The 20,107-nt window shown below is 61.1% G+C and carries 17 protein-coding genes and 1 tRNA gene; 9 read left to right on the top strand and 9 right to left on the bottom strand.

What is annotated here, in order from left to right; all coding sequences use genetic code 11:
* Positions 1–43: 43 nt before the first annotated feature.
* The 6 genes from FB466_RS12435 to FB466_RS12410 all read right to left on the bottom strand — a co-directional run bounded on the left by FB466_RS12435 (position 44) and on the right by FB466_RS12410 (position 6,420).
* Positions 44–1,090 (bottom strand): hypothetical protein, encoded by a 1,047-nt coding sequence (locus FB466_RS12435; RefSeq protein WP_141918681.1) that lies wholly within the window; start codon positions 1,088–1,090, stop codon positions 44–46.
* Positions 1,090–3,657, bottom strand: coding sequence for a sensor histidine kinase (locus FB466_RS12430; protein WP_141914829.1), 2,568 nt, complete (start codon positions 3,655–3,657; stop codon positions 1,090–1,092). The genes FB466_RS12435 and FB466_RS12430 overlap by 1 nt, the downstream gene beginning before the upstream one ends.
* Complete coding sequence (locus tag FB466_RS12425) at positions 3,654–5,021, bottom strand: TRM11 family methyltransferase (protein WP_141914828.1); 1,368 nt, start codon at positions 5,019–5,021, stop codon at positions 3,654–3,656. Before FB466_RS12425 ends, FB466_RS12430 begins: the two co-directional genes overlap by 4 nt.
* On the bottom strand, positions 5,018–5,653 hold the full coding sequence (locus FB466_RS12420; RefSeq protein ID WP_141914826.1) for a DUF1643 domain-containing protein: 636 nt from the start codon (positions 5,651–5,653) through the stop codon (positions 5,018–5,020). The genes FB466_RS12425 and FB466_RS12420 overlap by 4 nt, the downstream gene beginning before the upstream one ends.
* A complete protein-coding gene (locus tag FB466_RS12415; RefSeq protein WP_141914824.1) occupies positions 5,650–5,919 on the bottom strand; it encodes a helix-turn-helix domain-containing protein in 270 nt (89 codons plus the stop codon). The genes FB466_RS12420 and FB466_RS12415 overlap by 4 nt, the downstream gene beginning before the upstream one ends.
* 162 nt (positions 5,920–6,081) lie before the next feature.
* A complete protein-coding gene (locus FB466_RS12410) occupies positions 6,082–6,420 on the bottom strand; it encodes a sulfate permease (protein WP_141914822.1) in 339 nt (112 codons plus the stop codon).
* A 201-nt stretch (positions 6,421–6,621) separates the two neighbouring features.
* On the opposite strand from FB466_RS12410, the gene dprA reads away from it, so the two are divergent.
* Both dprA and FB466_RS12400 read left to right on the top strand, forming a co-directional pair.
* Entirely contained in the window at positions 6,622–7,632 is a 1,011-nt protein-coding gene (gene dprA, locus FB466_RS12405; RefSeq protein WP_246054467.1) for a DNA-processing protein DprA, read from the top strand.
* A 90-nt stretch (positions 7,633–7,722) separates the two neighbouring features.
* A complete protein-coding gene (locus FB466_RS12400; RefSeq protein WP_141914820.1) occupies positions 7,723–8,100 on the top strand; it encodes a DUF6907 domain-containing protein in 378 nt (125 codons plus the stop codon).
* Between the two features lie 30 nt (positions 8,101–8,130).
* Here FB466_RS12400 and mobF read toward each other — a convergent pair whose 3' ends face one another.
* Together mobF and FB466_RS12390 are read right to left on the bottom strand one after the other, a co-directional pair.
* A complete protein-coding gene (gene mobF, locus FB466_RS12395) occupies positions 8,131–11,529 on the bottom strand; it encodes a MobF family relaxase (RefSeq protein ID WP_141918680.1) in 3,399 nt (1,132 codons plus the stop codon).
* A gap of 70 nt (positions 11,530–11,599) precedes the next feature.
* Positions 11,600–12,822 (bottom strand): IS3 family transposase gene (locus FB466_RS12390; protein WP_141914895.1). Its coding sequence is split into 2 segments (ribosomal slippage): positions 11,600–12,537 and positions 12,537–12,822, totalling 1,224 coding nucleotides; the frame shifts between segments, so codons are not numbered across the junction.
* 57 nt (positions 12,823–12,879) lie between these two features.
* On the opposite strand from FB466_RS12390, the gene FB466_RS12385 reads away from it, so the two are divergent.
* The 7 genes from FB466_RS12385 (at position 12,880) to FB466_RS12355 (ending at position 19,811) form a co-directional block, all read left to right on the top strand.
* Entirely contained in the window at positions 12,880–14,793 is a 1,914-nt protein-coding gene (locus FB466_RS12385) for a hypothetical protein (protein WP_425460915.1), read from the top strand.
* 167 nt (positions 14,794–14,960) lie between these two features.
* Positions 14,961–15,518, top strand: a complete 558-nt coding sequence (locus FB466_RS12380) for a hypothetical protein (protein ID WP_246054654.1) — start codon at positions 14,961–14,963, stop codon at positions 15,516–15,518.
* Positions 15,515–17,293, top strand: a complete 1,779-nt coding sequence (locus tag FB466_RS12375; RefSeq protein ID WP_141918679.1) for a type IV secretory system conjugative DNA transfer family protein — start codon at positions 15,515–15,517, stop codon at positions 17,291–17,293. The genes FB466_RS12380 and FB466_RS12375 overlap by 4 nt, the downstream gene beginning before the upstream one ends.
* 79 nt (positions 17,294–17,372) lie before the next feature.
* Positions 17,373–17,825 carry a single-stranded DNA-binding protein gene (locus FB466_RS12370; RefSeq protein ID WP_141918678.1) on the top strand — a complete coding sequence of 151 codons (453 nt, stop codon included), beginning with the start codon at positions 17,373–17,375 and terminating at the stop codon, positions 17,823–17,825.
* Between the two features lie 6 nt (positions 17,826–17,831).
* Positions 17,832–18,389 (top strand): hypothetical protein, encoded by a 558-nt coding sequence (locus FB466_RS12365; RefSeq protein ID WP_141918677.1) that lies wholly within the window; start codon positions 17,832–17,834, stop codon positions 18,387–18,389.
* The gene (locus FB466_RS12360; RefSeq protein ID WP_141918676.1) at positions 18,386–18,598 is read left to right on the top strand and encodes a helix-turn-helix transcriptional regulator; all 213 of its coding nucleotides are present in this window, start codon (positions 18,386–18,388) and stop codon (positions 18,596–18,598) included. The genes FB466_RS12365 and FB466_RS12360 overlap by 4 nt, the downstream gene beginning before the upstream one ends.
* A 61-nt stretch (positions 18,599–18,659) precedes the next feature.
* A complete protein-coding gene (locus FB466_RS12355) occupies positions 18,660–19,811 on the top strand; it encodes a tyrosine-type recombinase/integrase (RefSeq protein WP_246054653.1) in 1,152 nt (383 codons plus the stop codon).
* A 168-nt stretch (positions 19,812–19,979) separates the two neighbouring features.
* Here FB466_RS12355 and FB466_RS12350 read toward each other — a convergent pair.
* A tRNA-Pro gene (locus tag FB466_RS12350) sits at positions 19,980–20,056 on the bottom strand.
* Between the last annotated feature and the right edge of the window lie 51 nt (positions 20,057–20,107).

The raw sequence follows: 20,107 nt of genomic DNA, 5'->3' as shown, positions 1-20,107 counted from the left end.
TCAGCGTTCCGAAATGCTCCGACCGATCCGTTGCGGAGAATTTCTAGATTATCGCGAGCGAACAAATCACTTCGAACCTCACGAGCAGCGCATGGGCGAATAATCTCTGAGCTAAGCGAAGTGGATGCTCCAGCTCGAACGTGCCTTCCTCCTGAGCGGCGGCGATTGCCTCAACAATCGCGTAGTCGCTCAAAAGCTCGAATTGTTCCGATGCTGATTCGCCTGCGGTACTGAGCGCGCCTTTTGCAAGCTCGCGGTACGCGTTGAGTTCTCGCACGAGGAGCAATGCACGCAGCCCGGCTGGAAGCAAAGCGATTGACGTGGTGCGAAATTTACCGATAGCGGCGACTCTGTTGGCTTGATCAGGGTGCTTTTCACGTAGCGCTTTAGTAAGGTCACGTTCACCGTCTTCATCACGCGCATGCCTAGTGAAGAGCCCGGCCCAGACGCTATCGAGCTGCGCACTAAGCAGTTCGCCGAGTATCTCATCACCCGTTTCTTCACCGCCATGTTGCTCACGGTTAAATGTCCGATCGATCAGAACGAGATACTTTCGATCGTCAGCCAGAAGTTCGCGCCATCCAGCATTCCATTCCGTCATAGACATCTGCATAAATTCAACGACACCGTCGAACACGGCACGGAGAGCACCTTGCGCTTTGACGTCGTGCGCGATCTCGCTCTCCTCGACATTCTCTTCCCTATCTCTCTGAAGAGTCCGCACCGCTCCAAGTAACTGGTTTCGAAGATGTGCCGAAAATCCTGTCCAGTTGACATTGATAAAATCAGATACCGCTGACGGGTCAGTTTCATCGACGGATTCGAAATTAAGATGTGTGGCATCGAGGCGAAGTAGCTCAACGATCGAACTAAGCAGGTCTGGCGCACCAGCCATAGATTCGGTTATCTCGGCTGAGTTTCCCTCACCCCCGGAATAATGAATGTCATCAACGGCGATCACAACCTCAATGCCAAGCGCGCCAAGGAGTTTTGATACTCGATCCCGTGTCTTTGTCTGAGTCTCGTCGGCGATTGCATCTTCGAAAGAATCGACGCCGACAGAATCAGCCTCACCGACCTTCTCGATCATCAATTTTGGCCGCCATTCACAGTTTCGGCGTCGGCTAACAAGGCACGAAGGTCGATCTCAAAAGTGTCCCGCCTTCCATTAAAGTTCCGATGATCCGAAAGTCCAAGTGTGGCACCCTCAGAATCCAGAAGCTGTCCGACCACGAATAGCCCAAGCCCCCGCCCTTCTGCTGAGGGCTTCATCGTGACGAATGCGTCGAATAGAGAATCTTCAATTACCGGCTGAACCCCTGGCCCGTTGTCTCTTACACGCACGCGCGGTAGATCGACGGTGATCACAATTTCCCCTTTGCTAAGCGACTTCTGCTTGATATCGCGGTCGACCCAGTACTCACTGTTTCTGATCAAGTTGTCAATCATTTGCATAAACTTGCCCTCGTTGATGCGAATGGCGAAGTCTCGCTCCTCCATCAGAGTGATTTCGATGTTTTTTTGCGCGAGCCTTGGGCCGTGGTAGTCAATCGCAGAAGCAACGAGGGCAGATACCCTGTGGGTCGACTTGGTATCGCGCCGAAAGCGGAGCGCGGGATTCAATCGCGACACCTGTCGCACAAGTTCGGCAGCCGAAGCACGTACATGCTCGGCATACGCCATGGTCCGGGTATCAACAGGGTTTTGCTTGCGCAAGTAGTCAAGTATCTGATGACTTCGCCCACGAAGACGGTCCGAAATTTGATCGACCTCATGGGCTAGAACTTCCGCGCTCAGACCGAGGGCGACAGAATCCCACGCATCACTGACCCGCTCGTCGGCAACCTCAACTTTCTCTTGCAAGAGCGCAGCAGCTCCCTCAAGGTCTCGAACAGTCGCCATGATTTCGTCGAGATTGGCGAGAGTTGTCGTGAGCTTTGATTGCACATCCCGGATTTCTGAAGTTGCCTTTTCGACTGCCGCTTGCAGCTTTGGGTCAGCCCAGACTGCCTGAGAGGAGTCGTGCTGCGACTCTTCAAGCGACGCTATGGTTCCTTCAAGCTCAACAAGCGCTTTCTTGACCTCTGCACTTCGACCTTTCGCAAGGCTCACCTGAGAGGCACGGTCAGCAATGTGCTTACTGATCACCGAAGGAGACGCTGTCTCATCAATTTCCGTAGGGGTGTTCTGCTCCCGAACGTAAGTATTCCAGTTTCGGCGGACGAGTTCCTGCGTCTCGCGAGCAAAACGGACGACCTGCTGCATCAGGTCATGGAAACCGCGCCAAGCAGGAGTGTCACGAAATGCTTCCCTGCTCGAAGTTTCTTCGAGTGCTGCGTTTTCTCGCGCAGTGATGTTGACATATCCAGCAGAGTTCAGAGGTCGAAGTCCGTAATATGAAGATGCGGTCGTTTGCTGCTGAGACAAGCCTAGCCAGTCATCGTCCAGTCGGATGCCGAAACCATCCCGAAAAACACGAATACCCGCAATCGCTCTCGCGAATTCCCGCAGCTCGCTCGAGCTGTCAAGAGCAGAATCTTCGGTGCGGTTGTAGTTAAAGGAACTGATCTCGCCAGCGAATGGTCCAGGGTCCCCTGCTAGATGCCCCACCTCAACTGCTTCGTTAAAGGTTAACGTGCGCGAAAATCTAATGAAGTACTTATCGTCACCGAGTTCAGCGCCAACGGCACGAGACCGCGAAGCTCGCTCTCGGAGTAGCCACTCAGCAAACGCAAACCCATTGTCTGGAGCGAGAATCCTGCGATAATTAGATTGCTCCTCCGACGAACGTCCGCGCAATGCTGAAACCTGTGTTCGCCCTTCTATCCGAAATACTCCATTTTCGTATGTGAAGCTCAGAATGGTTGGGGCCGCTTCGAGTAGTCTCTTTGCCTCTCTGCGAGTGTCGATTTCAGCATGGTTGATCTTGATAAAGACCCGCAGGCCCGCCGCGTTTTCATATGGTGAGAGAATCGCCGCAAGTTGTTTTTGCAGGTCGAGGTCGCCTTTACCCTCCCAATACGCCAGGTTCGCGAGCCCCAGAACGGTAATTGTCGTCCCCGGTTCACTCACTCCCGCCGCCAAGCTGGAAACCGGCAACGAGACAGAGGTGAGGTTATCCGCGTGAGCAAATTTCGTCCAGTCGATGTGCACTTCGTGGCGCACTTGCCCGCCCGGTTGACCATTTGGAACAGTCGACAAGCTGACAATCCCACCCAATCTCTGTACTCCGAGGCGGCCAAGTCCCTTGTCCCCGAGGGGAGTTCGTCCTGCGCTGGTTTTATGTCCCGCTAATTTGAAGGCACGTTTGCGGCTGTTGGATACCGTAAGCCATCCATCTCGAATAGCGTCTAAGTCCATCCCGTGGCCGTCATCGCGTACGGTAAGCCGACCTCTGACGGCACCGTCGTGGGTCTCAGCCCCGGGCGCGACGAGCTCTCCTGTAACCCGGTCAAACCAATTCTCAGTGTCAATCTCAATGCGCACCGTTTGAGCATCGGCATCGTAGGCGTTTTTCACTAACTCGACGAGCGCTTGGGCATCGTCCGTGATCAAATCTTCCCCGAGTTTGAAGAGCACGGATGGGTGCACTTCAAAGTGCATCATTCGGTCAGCGCGATACTTCAAATCAATCTCCTCCGGCAAAAGTTCACTCATGAACTAACCGCGTCCTTCCGTGCCTCTGTCACAAGAATCCACTCGGTGGCCATAGTCGCCCCTTCGCTGTTCTTTGACGCCATACGCTTTCGGCCTGCGGGAAGGACTCGCTCAATCACGGTCACGACGTCATGGCCTTCAGCTTCGAGAAGCTGTTTCGTGATTTCCACGAGTGGAAATACCTGCTTGCCGACTCGGCGTTCCCCCAAGGTGAAAAAACAAAACGCACCGGGCTTGAGCCTGGCACTTACCAACGTTAAAGAGTTCTGATAGTCCCGACAAAAGGAAAGAACCTTTTTCCGCAGAGCCGGAACATCTTGGATCTTGAGGAGAAAATCAGCGAGTGCGGGCGAGTCCTGTTCAAGTCCTTCTCGTGCAACGTCTGCCATCTTCAAAGAACCACCAAGGCTCATCGTGTCGATTCGTGATGTAGAATCCAGAAGGCCAGGATCGAATCCGCCCGGGATGTCATTTGCATCCAACCACCGCAGTGGGAGGTAGCTGTGCTGCCCGTAGGGCACCGTAGTCTTGTTGTCGCCGTAAGGGGGCGACGTCATCAAAATGTCGGCCTGACGAGGTGCTGTCCATGGGTTCGAGACTGCACCAGGGAGCAGGAGCGCTTGCGCTGTGCCGCCTTGGCGAGGAGCCTGCTCTATCCGAGTCCAGTGTTTTGCCACTCGAGCGGCGTTTAGAGTCGCAACACCCTCGAAGACTTTGATCGCGTCAGTTACTCGTTTCGCGATGTCTTCTGCTGTGTAGGTGTGAAGCTTGAACGTCGAGATTCGGGAGTTCGATACCAGCCTGATGGTCTCGGCTAGACAGATCCAAAGGAATCGGCGTGTATCAAGATCAGCTTGCTTCTTGATTGCCTCGCGTAGGCGAGCTAACCCCGCCTTAATCTCGGGCTTGAACCATTTGTCGATTCCCGGGAATTCTGGGATCTCAACTTCCGAATCAGTCTTAGCGAGATCAAGGATGATTTGAACTGCCGCGAGCGCATCATCTTGCGATGGGGGCGCCGCTTTCACTTGACAAAGAAGTATCGCCAATGGGTTGATGTCACTCCCGTGAAAGTCGAGCCCTCTGTAGAGGCTCTCCAGCATCACCGTTCCTGAGCCAGCAAACGGGTCATAGACGAGTTTCGCGTCTGTCTGCACTTCGAGAACGTCATCAAGCAATGCACCCTGTAGCTCGGGAACCATCATCGCGGGATACTGGAAAAGTGCGTGGTTTCCAGACCTGCTGCCGAGCTCATTGAAAGCCCAGAAATTCGGGTCGTCGTGGGTACGCTGTTTGAGTCTTGTTCGAAGTTGCTCGGCCCGAGACTCTGACGGTGTTGATGCAGCGAGAGGTGTGAGAGTCAACTCATCCCTCCTTTATTTACTGGTAGATCCGTGTCTTCATTGTTGATTGACGCTTGTCTCATCATTGCTGGGGCCTCTGACACGCGGCTTCCGCCTAGACCACACACTTCTTCAATCGGGTGTGGGTTCAGCACCTTGCGAAATCGATCTTCAAGAGTGTCGCCCGTCACGCGCATCTTCTGGGGTCCGACATATTGTCTCCACCGCGACGGATGACGCGGGCTCCCGTTCATCAGCAGAACCTCGGTATGTCCGGCACGAACGGTCTGCTGAATTGTCCACTCGACCTGTTCGTCCTTGTGTCGATTAGCTTGGCCAGCGAGACGTGAGGCCCCCCAGGCGAAGACCACTTCATCGGCGGAGTTGAGTGATTGGCAAATCTCAGGACGCGATACCAGCCATGGTTCTTGATCGATCGCCTTCTGTGCGAGCTCTTTTGAATTCCGACTCTGGACTTGAATGAGATTAACGATGTGAAATGAATCGAACCCGAGTGAAGCTGCTGCCACTCCAAGGTTTGAATAGCTGACTGAATTCTCAGCGTTGAAACTAGGGTTCAGCAATACAGCGCAGAGCGTTCCTCTATTCGACGTCCGTACTCGGTTCTCATGATCTGGTCTAGATATGGTCAACTTCGTCGCCCTGCCTGCCTAACCTCGATGGCATCGCGTATCTGGTCGAGCCCGAGGCCCAGAGCGGAAGCGATGTGGGCAACGGTGAAGAATGAAGGAGCTTTGATTCGTCCCGTCTCGATACTTCGAACTGTGTCGATGCTCAGCGAGCTGGCCTCGGCGACCTGCTGCGCAGACAGCTTCGCGCTGGTCCGAACATCGCGAAGGTACTCACCTAGATGCTGACCGAACTCGCGATCAGCATCACTCACTCGGGAACGCGCCATAGGGTCAAGTCTACAAGTATTTATCTACAGCCACCAGGTGAGAGTTCTCCTCTTCCGCGCCAAAGGGATTGACATGCACCATTGTTGGGCACGTCATCTGCGGACGACAGTCAAACACCACATATCCTCAACGACGTACGCGACAACGTTCTGTCCGCCTCGTTAGGGGGTGCGGCCTGCCTGGATTGCGTGGCTCTGCCCGGCTTCTATGGCCCGGGCACGAATCAGCAGTACGAGGCTAACGGGGCCGATCCAGATCATCTTCATGGCGTTCCAGATGAACAGCAGCACGAGCAGGTAGAGCCAGCCGGGCCCGCCTCCGTCGATGACGACGGTGCAGAGGTAGGCGGCGTAGAGGTAGGGCACTGCAAGGAGCATCACCGGGATACCCCATTTCAGGCCCCGGCGAGTACGGATCGCATCGCTGAGGATGTTGGTGGGCGCGAACCGGTGTAGCGCGTTCCGAACGTGAACGCTGAGGTTCCAGAGGAGACGGAGCATAATCATAGTCCTTTCTCGGTTCGGCGACGAAGAACCTTGAAGGACTGCCATGCGGGCGGCCATGCCATCGTGTCTGAGAACGAACCTGAGAAGAATCGCCGTCCTTCCAACATACACCTGACCTTTTCAGCGAGGAACATCAATTTCGTCGATAACCGCCTGCCGTCATCCCTCCCGCGCACCTGTCTGTCAACTCGATGGATGGAGCACAGCATGGTCACGATCGCTTCTCTCGCCAAAGACGAACGAGCCGCGAGGATCGTTCTCGCCGCGACGACGGAACCAGGCGACACTCGAACGGGAAGGCTCGTCACCGCGATCGGTGCGGTGGAAACGGTGCGGTTGGCAGCGGACGAAGGGACGCTGCCCGAGATTCTTGATGCGGTTGAGGGCGAGTTGTGGAGTCGCCAAGTCGCACCCCGCCTGCTTGCGTCTGTGGCGAAGCTCGCGATGCGGGAGACCGACCAGCTGGGGCTGGAAGTCCTAGTTCCCGGTGATGCATCGTGGCCTGCTGGGCTGAACGGTTTACAGGATCGGGAACCGCTCGCGCTGTGGATGCGCGGTGCGACTTCGTTTCTCTCGGTGCCGCTTCGTGATCGGGTGACCTTTACCGGCGCGCGAGCGGCAACTTCCTATGGCGTGCATGTCACGACCGAGTTGGCATCCGACCTCGCCAAAGAGGAACGCATCATTGTCTCCGGCGGTTCCTACGGCATCGATGCTACTGCGCATCGGGCTGCGATGGCAGCCGGTGGAAGCACGATCGCGGTATTGCCGGGCGGTCTGGATCGCCCCTATCCTGCGGGCAACCGTAACCTGCTGCGACAGGTTGGTGATGTTGGTTTGCTCGTAAGTGAGCTCCCGCCAGGCACCGCGCCGACAAGGTGGCGGTTCTTAGCGAGGAACCGTCTTCTCGCGGCTCTGTCTTCGGTAACCATCGTGCCCGAGGCAGGGTATCGTTCCGGTGCTCTCGGCGTCGTCCACGAGGCTCATCTTCTGGGCCGTGAGGTCGGCGCGGTTCCAGGCCCGATCACCTCTGTCACGAGCGCGGGAACTCACCGCCTCATGCGGGAGGGCATCGCCCGCCTGGTGACGAACACACAAGACGTTGACGACCTGATCGAGGCAGCCAGTGGAAAGACAGCTCAGGTCGTCGGCCGCTCGGGTGTCAATCAGCACCGCCGGGTGCAGGTGCCTCCACGTTCGCTCTGAGCTACGCGCTCGGGGCGATAGCCCAGGTACGGACGGCTGTATGGGTATTCAGTTCGGTGCAGTGTGCGCGGGCTGGAAGGGAGAACACTCATGAACGAGCAGCCCACAACGCTTGGACGCCCAGAGTGGCTGACGGAGCCGTGCCCGGAGTGGTGCGAGGGCGATCACACAGGTCAGGAGCATCCTGTGGATCGGAGGCATTTCAACGATGAGATGGTGGTCGCGGTTGTCGCTCCAGATGATCTGTGCGACGCAGTCCCCGGTCAGCCGGCACCGTCGTACCCCGATGAACTGGTTGTGAGTGTGTTCCGCCGGGTTGGTGTTTGGGAGACCTGGGTTGTGTTGTCGACGGGACGCCGCAGCCTCGTGGTGTCGGTGGAGAGCGCCCGGCGACTCTACGATTCCCTCGGAGTGGTGCTCGGCACAGTTGCTGGTGAGTTTTCTTCGCCTCATGATGTCGCCGTGTAGGCGCGACACCCCTCCCGCTGATCCTTGGTGTTAGAGCGTGGGGCCTCGCCGTGCAAGGGTCGGGTGCGGCATCCTGTCGGGCGTCTTCTGGTTGGCGAGAGTTCGGGCGCGGTCGAGCGCTGCTTGGGCTCTGGCTGCGTCGATCTTCTGCGTGTTAGTTTCGGGTGTGCTGCGAAGGGGCTGATACGTGGTGACGTTGTAGCGGTCCCGGTACGCAGCGACCGTCCGTAGGCAACGTCTCCACGTCTGTGCGAGTTTGTCGTCCGTCGGAGGTCTCCCGGCCGCGGTAACCCAGGCTGCGCCGTTCGTGAGCGCAGCATCGACCAAAGCTTCCGCTCGTTGCTCGATCAGGCGCTGCCGCTCGGTGAGCGCCTGCCGCATGTCTGTACTTATCGCGCCGACGGCTTCCGGAATGAGACCGGCAATGAGTTTTGGGGGCTTTTGTGTGCGCCCGGACCCGGCGGGCCTATTGGTGGCGCGGGCGAGACGGGAGTGAAGGATCGCGGCGAGGTCGTCTGCATCCTCGAATCCGCGTGCCCGCACCAAGCGCGGCATCAGCGCGTCGAGGTCGTGGTGGTTGGCTTCGGCTCGGCGGAGTTCAGCGGTGAGCGCGCCGAAAGCGTCGGATGTGCTGGCCGTTTCGGTTTCGTTCTCGGTGAGGCCCGATGCGTTCAGGAGCGCGACCCAGCGGTCGTGCTGGGCGGCGGCGGCGATGGTCTCGTATTCAGCGGCAAGTTGGGCGATGTTCCCCCATACCTCCTGCTCGGCGGTGATGGTTTCGTGGGCGGAGAGTTCGGCTCCGACGTGCTGGAGCACGCCGAAGAGCACGCTGCGGGCGGTGGCGTCGAGGTTGTCGCCGGGATGCGGGCCGTCATGGGCGGGGTCGGGTTTATCGACCGCGACGTAGGCGCGGTTGGTCTCTTTGCCGCGGGTGAGGGCGACATACAGATTCTCGTGGGTCATCGCCGAATCTACGAGGACGTGTGCGGTGTCGGTGGTGATGCCCTGTGCCCGGAACGAGGTCACCGCGTAGCCCAGGTCGAGGTGTTCCGTCACGTACTCAGTAGGGAGCACGATTGACCCCCATTTCTTTCCGGCCCGGCGCACGGTCACCGACCCGTCTTCCCGCACGTCGGTGACCGTCCAGCGGTCACCGTTGCGCACCCACGACCGGCCCGCGCGTAGGCGCCGGTCGTTGCGGCGGGTGAGGACCGTATCGCCGATGGCGGCGCGGGCACCGTCGCGAAGGTCGGCTTCCCGTTCGCCATGCACGGTCCCGTCGAGGATCAGCGCGTTGCGGGCGCGAGCGTTCAGGTCAGCGACAGCTTCGTTCGAGTCCGATACCAACACACTCGCCCGCCCCGCGAGGATGTCTGTACGCCATGCCGTGTAGGCGGCGTCGATCATCTCGTCTGTTTCGCCGCCTTCGATGCGGTCGTACTCAATGTAGGTATCGATGACCTCGGTGCGTCCGTGCCGGAGGGCGAGGGAGGCGGTCTTCTCCCACGGGTTGACGAACCGATGTACGTCGACCAGTTCCGGGGTGTCGTCCCGGTCATGAACGAGGAGGGAGAATGCTCCGCCGGCGTCGATGGATTGCAGTTGTGCGTAGTCACCAACGAGCAGCACTTTTGCTCCGGCGTCGGAGGCGAGCGCAGTAAGCCGGTCCAGTGAGAGTGTTCCTGCGAGTGAGGCTTCGTCCACGATCACGAGTTGCCCGGTGGTGAAGGTCTCGCCGGTGGTGAGGTGGTTCTGCCACCACTTCGACGTGTTCTCCGTCGCGATATCGAGGTCGTCGGCGAGGACCTGCGCCGCGACCGCCGATGGGGCAAGCCCGACCACGGAGCCGGGGCCGTGCGTGGTCTCCCATGCTCGCCGCAGCGCGAACATGGCCGTCGTCTTCCCGGCCCCTGCGGGACCGACAAGCACGTCAACGATGCGACCGGAGATGGCGATCTTGGCGAGCGCACTGGCTTGATCGCCGCCGAGTCGGCGTCCTTCCTGGTCCGGTTTCGCGGTGATCTTCTCTACCGTCACTAGCGGCACGGTCGGACCGCTCGTGGTGCGAGCGCGCTCGAGAAGTCGGTCCTCGGCCGCAAGCAGGTGTTCGGAGGAGAACACGCTGGAGTGCTTCGGACGAAACACCGATGTGCCATCCGGACGCTGGAACACCGCCGGGGATGAAGCGAGATCCGGTGGTGTCAGACGCAGAGACACGGCCTCGGCGGCATCCACCACGAGACCGACTACGGCTTCCCTGTCCGAGGTGGATGCGAACCGGTAGCTCATCGTCTGCCGGGCCGCTTCCGCGGTCAGGTTCCAGCGTCGCCAGGTCGAACGCTTCTCGCCAACGGTCTCGACCACGGATCGCCCGAGTTCCGCGATCACGTCCAACGGCACGTCATCGGCGCGCAACAACGACGGGGCATCGTTCGTAGTGACGGTTTGCGCCCACCCGGTCGCATCCGTACCAAGGAGCTGTCCGGCGCGGGCCCGCCACTCAGCAGTCAGGTCTGCGAGAGACCGCACCTGTTTCTTAGGGCGGGTGGTGAGGGTAGCTTGGGCGCGAAGCTTGATGATCGTCGCAGTTGACGGTTGATGGCCGTACTTCTCCACGTACTCGGTGATGAGTCGGTTCTTCTCGATCTCGATGTGCCGGGAGCGGGAGGAGAACTCGGCCACGAGCTCTTCTGGCACAGCGGTGATGGCCCAGGCAGGGTTACGGTCCTGGCCCATGTCGCGAGCCTCCCACGTCACACCGAACATGCGGGTCAGATGATCGGCGAACACTGCCTCGTGCAACTCGGACAGGGCGACGGTCGCGGCGTGCATCGGGCGTCCATCGAGGGAACGCCACTTGCCGTCCAGAACGGTCATCGTCTTGTTACTGATGACAACGTGCGTGTGCAGGTGCGGGTCGCCAGCGCGGGAATCGTAGTGATCGAACCCGGTGGCGATCACCCCAGCAACATCGACCTGCGCGACCGCACCGTTGCGCCCGGTCACACCGGTGCGGGTTGCGGCGACCTCGCGTTCCAGGTACTCGACCATCTCCGCGACCGCGGCATGGTGAGCATCAGCGATCAAGGCTTGCGTGCCTGCGTCGGCAACGGCCCAGATCACGGATGCGGACTTCGGGATGGAGAACGTGAAGTCGAACCCCGCCACGGCACGACGAGTCCCACGCTTCGCTTCCTCTGCCTCGATAGCAGCGACCGCTTCCGCGCGAGCATGGGGACCCAATGCAGGGTCAAGAACGGTGACACGTTCCTCGATGCGATCAGCGACCGACGTGTATTGAGGGTAGGCGCGTCCGAGCGGGTCACCAGTGATCGGGTCACGGCCCATACCTATCAGGAGTTGAAGCTGAGGTTCGGAGACCCGATCACCTGCAACAATCTGTGCTTCCTCCGTACCGAGCGCGGGCAAGGCCGAACCAAGCCAGAACCCGGGAGGGGTACCTGGTTTGGCCTGGGTTTAGTTCCGACTATTTTGTTCATCACTCGACGGTTGTCACGAGTGACTGCGCCTCAGCATAGTACGCCGTCTCAACCTCGACCGGGGTTCGCCTGCCTAGCTCGCCGTGGAGGCGCTCATTGTTCCACCACCACACATACTCCAGGGTGGCGAGTTCGACTTCCTCAACTGTTTTCCAGGGGCCACGCCTGCGGATGAGTTCTGCTTTGTAGAGCGCGTTCACTGACTCGGCCAGGGCATTATCGTAGCTGTCACCTACGGTCCCCGTTGAAGGAATCGCCCCCAGTTCTCTGACGCGGTTGGAGTAGACCATCGACATGTAGTTCGATCCGTGGTCGCTGTGATGCACGGCCCCGTCGAGCGTTCCACCTGATTGCCAGGCCGCCATCTCAAGCGCCTGCAGCGGCAGTATCTCAGCTTTCAGTGTTGAGGCAACGTTCCAGCCAACGATCTTACGATCAAAGACATCAATAATGAACGCGGTATATGCGAACCCAGCCCACGTAGCAACGTAAGTGATGTCACACACCAACAACTTCATTGGCCCGTCGGCCACGAACTGGCGTTCGACGAGATCACCCGGCAGCTGATCCCTGACGTCACTCGTTGTTGTGAAGGCTCTCTTCGAACGACGTACTCCACGCACTCCGGCGATTTTCATCAGACGCTCGGTTTGGTCGCGTCCGATGACCCACCCTGCTCTGGTGAGGAGGGCGTGCATCTTGCGGCGCCCGTAGACGCTGTAGTGCTGTTTGTGGAGTTGACGGATCTCGGTGACGAGAATCTCGTCGCGTAGTTTCCTGACCGACGGGAGTCTGTGTTTCGCTGCCCGATATCCTCGGGACGTCAGAAACCCACGAATTGCCGAGCCCAGCACACGGCACAGGAACTCAACCCCGAAACGATCACGATAGGTATCGATGAATTGGATCATTTCGTTCGTGGGGGGTCGAGTTCCTTGGCGAAAAATATGCTCGCAGCTCGCAAGACTTCGTTTGCTTTCTTGAGTTCAGCGACTTCGCGGCGCAGTCGCCGGTTCTCCTCGTTCATATCAGTGGTCACGCCGGGTTTTTGGCCAGTATCGATCAGCGTTTGACGATGCCAGATACGCAGCGTGTCTGGTGAGACACCGAGGAGCTTGCCGACCTGGTTGCTGGCTGCGTTGAGGCTCGTATGCTCGGGGAGCGCTTCGGTGAGCATACGCAGCGCGCGTTCACGGAATTCTGGTTCATATTTGTTTGCCATGGTGTTCCTATCCTTGTTGAAAGTACGGAACTAAACCCAGGCCAAACCAGTGCGGTGATGTCGTCGCAGGCGGCCGGGTTCGGGGCCGGGGTGGACCTGTTCGCGACCCCTGGTGCGCAGCGCATCCTCGCTGCCGCTTCCTTCCAGCCGCTCACCGCGCAGGCAACATCTCCGGTGATCCCCTTGGACTTCCAGCCCGAAATCACCACTCAAGTGTCCTCCAAGTTCGTACAGGTCAGCGCCCCGCTGACCGACCGGCTTACCGTGTCGGTGACAAAGGGCACCTGGATCGTTGTGGGTGGCGCTCCCGTGCCGGTGGTCGCGGAGGGCACCTTGTATGGGCCGCTGGACGAGCAGCCGGCCGAGGCCGACGCGGCTCCGACGGGTACCCCAATCGCGGGGCGCGTACAGGCCACCCTCACCGGGGCCGGCGTTGTTACGTCTCCGGCAATCGAAGCGCCGGAGACGGGCTTCTACACGTGGGTGTGGCAGATCGACAAAACCGCACAGGGTAGCAACGCGAAATACCTCACCGACTCGTTCACGGACCGCTTCGGGCGCGTGGCAGAGACCTCGGTGGTTCCGTTCCAGCCGGAAGCGGTCTCGAAGGCAAACGGGCGTCTCGTCGTTCCCGGCGATGAGGTCACCGACACGATCACGGTCTCCTCGACCAACGGCGCCTGGCTGAAGCAAAACGGTGAGTACATTCCGGTCGTGCTTGAAGGCACCGCCTATCAGGTGCCCGGCACCCTGCCGCCGGTCGAAGGCGCGCGGGTGCCCGCGGATGCCGTGCCGCTCGGCACGGTCACTGTGACTGCGACCGGTCCCGGCACGTACACGTCGCCTGCGATCACGGTGCCCGATGGTGGGTTCGTGACGTGGGTGTGGCAGGTGCGCAAGACCGCGCAGCCGGAGTGGGTGCGCCCCTTCATTGCCGCTGACTGGCAGGACCGGTACGGCATCAACGTCGAGACCCACTCGGTGCGCTGGCCGCTGACGATCACCTCCGAGGTGCGGGAGTACAACGTCCACGAGGACGGGCGGGCGTTCGACCGGATCACCGTGACCGGGTTCCCCGACAACCACCCCGAGTTCACCGGTGACGGCTACTGGGGGCCAGACACGAAGACCCTCACGCATACTGTCTATGGCCCGTTCAACACCGATACCGACCTCACGGATGACCTCGACCTCACAACAGCACCGGTTCTGACGAAGATCGAGACTCCCGCTAAGAACGGGGTGTACGACATTGGCTACACCGATGCCGACCGGATCACCCCGACCGAGCCCGGCTATTACGTCATCGTTACTTCGTTCGCGGGCGATGACCGGGTACAGCCGTTCGTGAGCTCGCCCGGCGACATCTGGGAACGGTTCTACGTTCCCGGACCCAAACAGCCCGTGTCGGTCATCACCCAGGCCACCCCAACCGCGGGCGTGAGTGAAGAGTTCGACGACGCCGCGCTCGTACAGGGGACGACGATTCCCGACGGCGCGTACCTCGTGTTCCGCGCCTACGGTCCCCAGGCCCCGGATGCGACACCGGCATGCGAGGCCCCATTCTTCACCTCGAAGGAGATCCCGGTCACCCAGGCTGGCATCTACCGATCCGGGAAGACCAGCGTCACGAAGGCCGGGCACGTCTACTGGGTCGAAACCCTCTACAAGAAGGACGGGGCCGTGCTCGCCTTAGGGCGCTGCGGTGCACCGGGTGAGACCACGGTCGTGACCGGCACCACGCCACCGGTGCCGCCAACGCCGGAGACACCGACCCTGCCGAAGCCACCGGGTGAGCTCGCAGTGACCGGTGGGTCCGGGTTCCCGACCCTGATTGGTGCGGGTCTCGCCGTCGCGCTGCTCGCGGCTGGGTTCACGCTGTGGCTCGGACACCGAAACGCCCTGCGCCGGGCACGCAGCGAAGACGGTGGAGAGGAGGCCGTGGATATCGAGGACCTTCTGAACGAGTAGCGCACCTCACATGAGCGGGCGGCACCACAGATCACAGGTCTGTCGGTACCGCCCGCTCTCGCGTGAGATGGCAAGACCGGTTGCGAGGGACGCCGACCGGCGTGCGTCTCGTCTCGGGGTCTCGTCCGTGCACCTGCCTGGTGCCCGAACGAATGGAGAGAACCCAGATGCGTCGTCCCCGCTACAAGCGCGCCCCTGACCACCCGCCAGCGCACCGCGAACCTGAAGTCCCGGTCGTGCTCCCGCACATCATCATGACGGTCGCCTCCGACGGGTCAATGACCATCACCGTCGATGGGAAACCCTACCCGCCAGAACCGTTCGCTCCGTCGTGGCGGCGCGAGTCGTTTCCGAGCCTCATCGACCGACTCACGAACGACCGGCAATGCCCGATCCGAGTCGAGGTGCGCGAAGCTGACGGCGCGGTGTTCACCGACATCATCGCTCCCAGCAAAACACGACGGCCGGCACCCGAACCGCCCCCGAAGCCTTCGGTCCCGGTTGTTGCACCTGCGGCGGTTCCGACGGCAGCAGTCGTCCAAGGCGAAGGCTACGTCCCTGGCGAGGACGTAGCCGTTGCGGTCATCGTCGCTCACGCCGACGCCGCCCCGACCGGAACCGCACGGGCTCTCGTGACGGCAGAACAGCTCGCCCTCTCACCGACCGGTGAGGTGATCCTCCTCGGCCGTATCTCCGGGACGCTCGCACTGGGGCGTCCAACATGAGCGCCCCGCGTCCCGGCGGTGCACTCGGGGATGAACTAGCAAACGTCGGCATCGGTGCCTTGATCGGCGTGTTGGCCCTGTCCGCAATCCTTCGCGGATCGGGTTCCGTCGCTGCCTGGTTCACCGGCCTCGACCAGCCCTCCGGCGGGATCAGCGCAGGGGTCGGCGTGATCTTTAGTCCCGGCGATCCTGCGACGGCGCTCGATGCTCCAGGTCTCAACCCGTTCGCCTACTGGGCTACGACGGCCGTGTTACTCGTCGCCGGCGGAGCACTGGCCGCATGGGTATGGCAGGTGGTCCGCGAGCACGGGCGACAGGTCACGACTGACCCGTACCGCATCGTCGGGATTGCCACCCGCCCCGAGATCATCATGACCGCCTCCGACACCGCTCTTCTGAAACGGGCGCGGCATCTCCGCCCCTCCCTGGACACCCCAACCCCAGAGGACGTGGGATACCGGATCGGGGCCTCTCGCGGGAAGGATGTGTGGGCCTCCGTCGAAGACTCCATCCTGCTCATTGGCCCCCCGCGTTCGGGCAAGGGTGCGCACATCGTCATCAACACGATCTTGGACGCGCCCGGAGCCGTCGTCACCACTTCCACCCGCCCTGACAACCTCACCGCAACGCTGCGTGCCCGGCAGAAGATCGGACCGACCGCTGTGTTCGATCCTCAACGTCTCGCCGAAGGCGTCCCTTCGGGTCTGCGTTGGTCACCGATTCAAGGATGCGAAGACCCCCTGACAGCGATGATCCGTGCCACCGGACTTGCTGCGGGCACCGGCTTGTCTGCGGGCGGTGTCGAAGGCGGCGGATTCTGGGAAGCAAAAACTCGCACCGCCCTCCAAGCTCTCCTCCATGCTGCCGCCCTCGATCACCGGCCACCAGCTGAGTTGTTCCGGTGGACCCTTGACCCGGCCGCGGCGGCTGATGCCGTTGCGATCCTCACCGCTCACCCGAACGCCGCCACCGGGTGGGCCGACTCTTTGCAAGCAATGATCGACTCCGACCCCCGCACCCGCGACTCGATCTGGCAAGGCGTCTCCCTGACCCTCGCGGCCCTGGCCGACCCGCGCGTGCTTGATGCTGTTTCGCCGCGCGAGGGTGAGAACTTTGACCCCGAAGCGTTCCTCCGAACCAAAGGCACCCTCTATCTCCTCGCGACCGGGGCCGGGGCGAACAACTCCGCAGCGCTCGTCGCGGCGTTCGTGGAAGACGTTATCGAAGCGGCACGTCGGATCGCCGCCACCAGCCCCGGCGCGCGCCTCGACCCGCCCGTACTGCTTGCCCTTGATGAGGTCGGCAACCTCGCCCCACTGCCCTCCTTGCCGACGTTGATGGCCGAGGGTGGCGGCACCGGGATCACCACCATGCCGGTGCTACAGTCACTCGCCCAGGCGAGGGAGAAGTGGTCGGAGAACGCCGCCAACGCGATCTGGGACGCCTCAATCATGAAGATCATCCTCGGCGGGGCCTCCAACAGTCGCGACCTGAGTGACCTCTCCACGCTCATCGGAGAACGCGACGAGATCACCGACTCCACCACCGTGGGTGACCAGGGTTCACGCTCAGCACAGCGTTCGATCCGCCGGGTGCCGATCATGCCGCCCGACACCATCCGCCGCCTCCCGTTCGGCACCGCCCTCGTCCTCTTGCGGGCGGCACCGCCCATCATGACGAGGATGCGGACCTGGACGCACCGCCCCGACGCCGCACAGCTCCGTGCCGACCGGACCCTCATCGAGACACAGCTGAGGCGAACTGCCGGGTTCTGACGATCCCTGGAGTGCACTGCGCACCTGTCAACTGACGCGAACAGATCGACTGTCCGCGCGAATGAGGCAGGAGAACATCATGAGTATCGAGACGGAGCAGGCGGTGGCGGGCTTCTTCGCTACGGTCCCGACGTTGACCCGCACGGAGGATGGAGCGGCGCGGTTTTACGCACGCTTTGGTATCGAGCATTCTCGTCAGGAAGCGGACGGGTCGTGGACGAAGCTCGAACCGACGTTCCATGACATGACCGCGTTTCGGAGGGCAGCCGAGGAGGGGTTCACCCGCTTTCGCAAGGGTGACAAGTTCGTCGCCACCGGCCGGGTGCACGAGTACAGGCGACAGAAGGATGGAGAGCAGGCTGAGGAGTTCATCGTCAGCCGGTTCGGCCACGATGTTGCCCGTACCCAGTACGACGTCCGCCGTGCTCCTCGAAAGGCCGCGCCCGATCAGAGCGCGCCGTCTCACGGCGCGGGATTCGAGGCGCAAACCCGTCTCCCGCAGGCGGCGCGTACTTCGCCGATGGGGATGTGATCGACGATGAACGATTTCATTCCGGCTCCTGCGTCAGATGAGACCGATGGTGAGTTCGCTGACCCGCTGATGGCTGAGCCACCGCATCCGATCAACTGGAATCTCTTGACGGCAGAGGATGCCGAGGTTGAATGGCTGGAGCTCAACAGGTGGGTGGATTGGCTGCGCAAGACCTATGGTCTTCCTGCCGCTGTTGTCCCGCCGGCGTGGTTCCGTCATCCCGAGCTCTTGTGGGAGCTCAGCGCGTTGCATCTGCACTGGTTGTGCGCCTACGACCCGGAAGAGAACGGTTCTGCGCCGTTGGGCTGGCATCGCGACTTTGCGGACGCGCGTGAGCGTCTACGCGATTGGGTCGCTACAAGCGGGACCCGGCTCGACCGTGACCGCCCGACCCGACAAACCACCTGGCCAGGAGAAGAGCCCGCCGCCCCCATCGAGGACACACCGATCGTCAACCGCGACAGCGAGTTCGTGGACTTCATCATGGCCGATGTTGCCCGTCGGCGCGAAGCTGAAGACGCCTTCTACGCCAACCTCAACCCCGGCACCGGAGAAGTCTCGTGAGTGATGAAGCGCAGGCCAAGGTGTCACCGTTGCTGGACAGCCGCGAGGTGGCTGCTTACCTAAAGGTGTCAGAGTCAACGCTGTCGCGGTGGCGATCGGCGCAGACCGGCCCTCCGTTCCTGCGGCTCGGCGGCATCGCGAGGTACCGGCTGGATACCGTCGATCAGTGGTTGGCCAGCGCAGAAGACGATCATGCCGCGCAAGGGTGAACCGTTCCCCAAAGCCGATCCCAAGCCGGTGCCACCCATCGGAGTGAGGATTTCCACCGACATGGAACGCCGCTCCTACGGTATCCGGGCGCGGGCGAGGTGGACCGACCCGATCACCAAGCGCCGCGTCATCCGCTCCGAGATCGTCCCGGACGAGGCTGCCGCACAGGGCTTCTTCGATCAACTCCGCAACTCCGCCGTCACAGGTATGGACACGACCATGACGTTGATGGAGTTCGTCACCTCCATTGGCGACCGGTGGGCGCGCGGCCTCGATCCAACATCGACAGGTGAGACCTACGGAATCGGTTTGAAACTGCGTGTGCTGCCCGCGCTCGGTCACCTCCCGGTCATGCAGATCACGGCCGGGATCATCGACCGGACCATTGATGAGTGGGAACAACGCTACGGCGCATCCACAATCAAGAACTCCATCGCGCCGCTCGTGCGTGTGCTCGATGAGGCCGTGCGCGACGGAATGCTGACGATCAACCCGGCCAAGAATCGTGCCAAGCGAAGCTTGAACCGCAACGCTTTCAGGACCCAGCCAGCCGAGCAGGTGTCACCGCGGGCCCACGCGATCCCGGATATGAAGACCCTGACCAAACTCGCGAAGGCGTGCGGACGGATCGACCAGTCGTACAGCGACTTTGTGATGCTCGCGGCGCTGCTTGCTGCTCGCTCGTCAGAGGTGTCCGGGCTGCAAGTCGGGGACGTACGGTTCGACACGAATATTGTCGTGATCTCTCGGCAGACGTTCCCTGGGAAGGGCGGCCTGGTAACCAAACCGACCAAGAGTCGGAAGGAGCGGCGGGTTCCGATCCTTGAACCGCTCCGGCCGGTGGTGGAACGCCTCACCGCGGGTAAGAGGCCCGAGGACATCTTGTTGGTCGGGCCGAAGGGCGGCGTGCTCACTACCGCGACCGTCCGAGACGCGACGAACTGGGACGCCATTGTCGCTGGTCTCGGGTTGCCCGATCTGACCAGGCACGGACTCCGGCACACCGGGGCGACGTGGATGGCGGACGCCGGGGTTCCGCTCCATGTCCTTCGGGAGATCCTTGGGCACGCCTCGATAGAGACTACTCGGGGGTACCTCCACCCCGATGATCGCCACCTTGCATCGGCGGCCGAGCAGGCCAGCGCGTTCCTGTCACGCTCCGGGCAGAAGCGTCGGGCCTCGCGCGCCGTGCCCTCACGACGGTCGATCTGATGCCTCTACGGCCTCGACGGATCATGCGGGAGAAGTTCTGGTCCCCTTTTGGTCCCCTTATCCACAGGGATGCATCGGCGAGCCGGTCTTCTGACGGCCAAAAGTATCGAATCTTGTACCCAGAAACAAAGAAACCCTGGTGAAACGAGAGGGTTTCACCAGGGTTTTTGGTCGGGCTGACAGGATTTGAACCTGCGACCCCTTGACCCCCAGTCAAGTGCGCTACCAAGCTGCGCCACAGCCCGTTACCCTCAAGAAGGCAACTCAGTTATCCTATCCATAAACCGGGGTTCTTC

The organism is Klugiella xanthotipulae (assembly GCF_006716695.1).
Classification (GTDB): domain Bacteria; phylum Actinomycetota; class Actinomycetes; order Actinomycetales; family Microbacteriaceae; genus Klugiella; species Klugiella xanthotipulae.
This window is presented reverse-complemented; position numbering and strand designations above follow the sequence as displayed.

Bases quoted from the DNA above. Each gene is read 5' to 3' on its own strand.
- FB466_RS12435 (WP_141918681.1), bottom strand. From the start codon at position 1,090: ATGATCGAGAAGGTCGGTGAGGCTGATTCTGTCGGCGTCGATTCTTTC.
- FB466_RS12430 (WP_141914829.1), bottom strand. From the start codon at position 3,657: ATGAGTGAACTTTTGCCGGAGGAGATTGATTTGAAGTATCGCGCTGAC.
- FB466_RS12415 (WP_141914824.1), bottom strand. From the start codon at position 5,919: ATGGCGCGTTCCCGAGTGAGTGATGCTGATCGCGAGTTCGGTCAGCAT.
- FB466_RS12410 (WP_141914822.1), bottom strand. From the start codon at position 6,420: ATGCTCCGTCTCCTCTGGAACCTCAGCGTTCACGTTCGGAACGCGCTA.
- dprA (WP_246054467.1), top strand. From the start codon at position 6,622: ATGGAGCACAGCATGGTCACGATCGCTTCTCTCGCCAAAGACGAACGA.
- FB466_RS12400 (WP_141914820.1), top strand. From the start codon at position 7,723: ATGAACGAGCAGCCCACAACGCTTGGACGCCCAGAGTGGCTGACGGAG.
- FB466_RS12385 (WP_425460915.1), top strand. From the start codon at position 12,880: ATGTCGTCGCAGGCGGCCGGGTTCGGGGCCGGGGTGGACCTGTTCGCG.
- FB466_RS12380 (WP_246054654.1), top strand. From the start codon at position 14,961: ATGCGTCGTCCCCGCTACAAGCGCGCCCCTGACCACCCGCCAGCGCAC.
- FB466_RS12375 (WP_141918679.1), top strand. From the start codon at position 15,515: ATGAGCGCCCCGCGTCCCGGCGGTGCACTCGGGGATGAACTAGCAAAC.
- FB466_RS12370 (WP_141918678.1), top strand. From the start codon at position 17,373: ATGAGTATCGAGACGGAGCAGGCGGTGGCGGGCTTCTTCGCTACGGTC.
- FB466_RS12365 (WP_141918677.1), top strand. From the start codon at position 17,832: ATGAACGATTTCATTCCGGCTCCTGCGTCAGATGAGACCGATGGTGAG.
- FB466_RS12355 (WP_246054653.1), top strand. From the start codon at position 18,660: ATGGAACGCCGCTCCTACGGTATCCGGGCGCGGGCGAGGTGGACCGAC.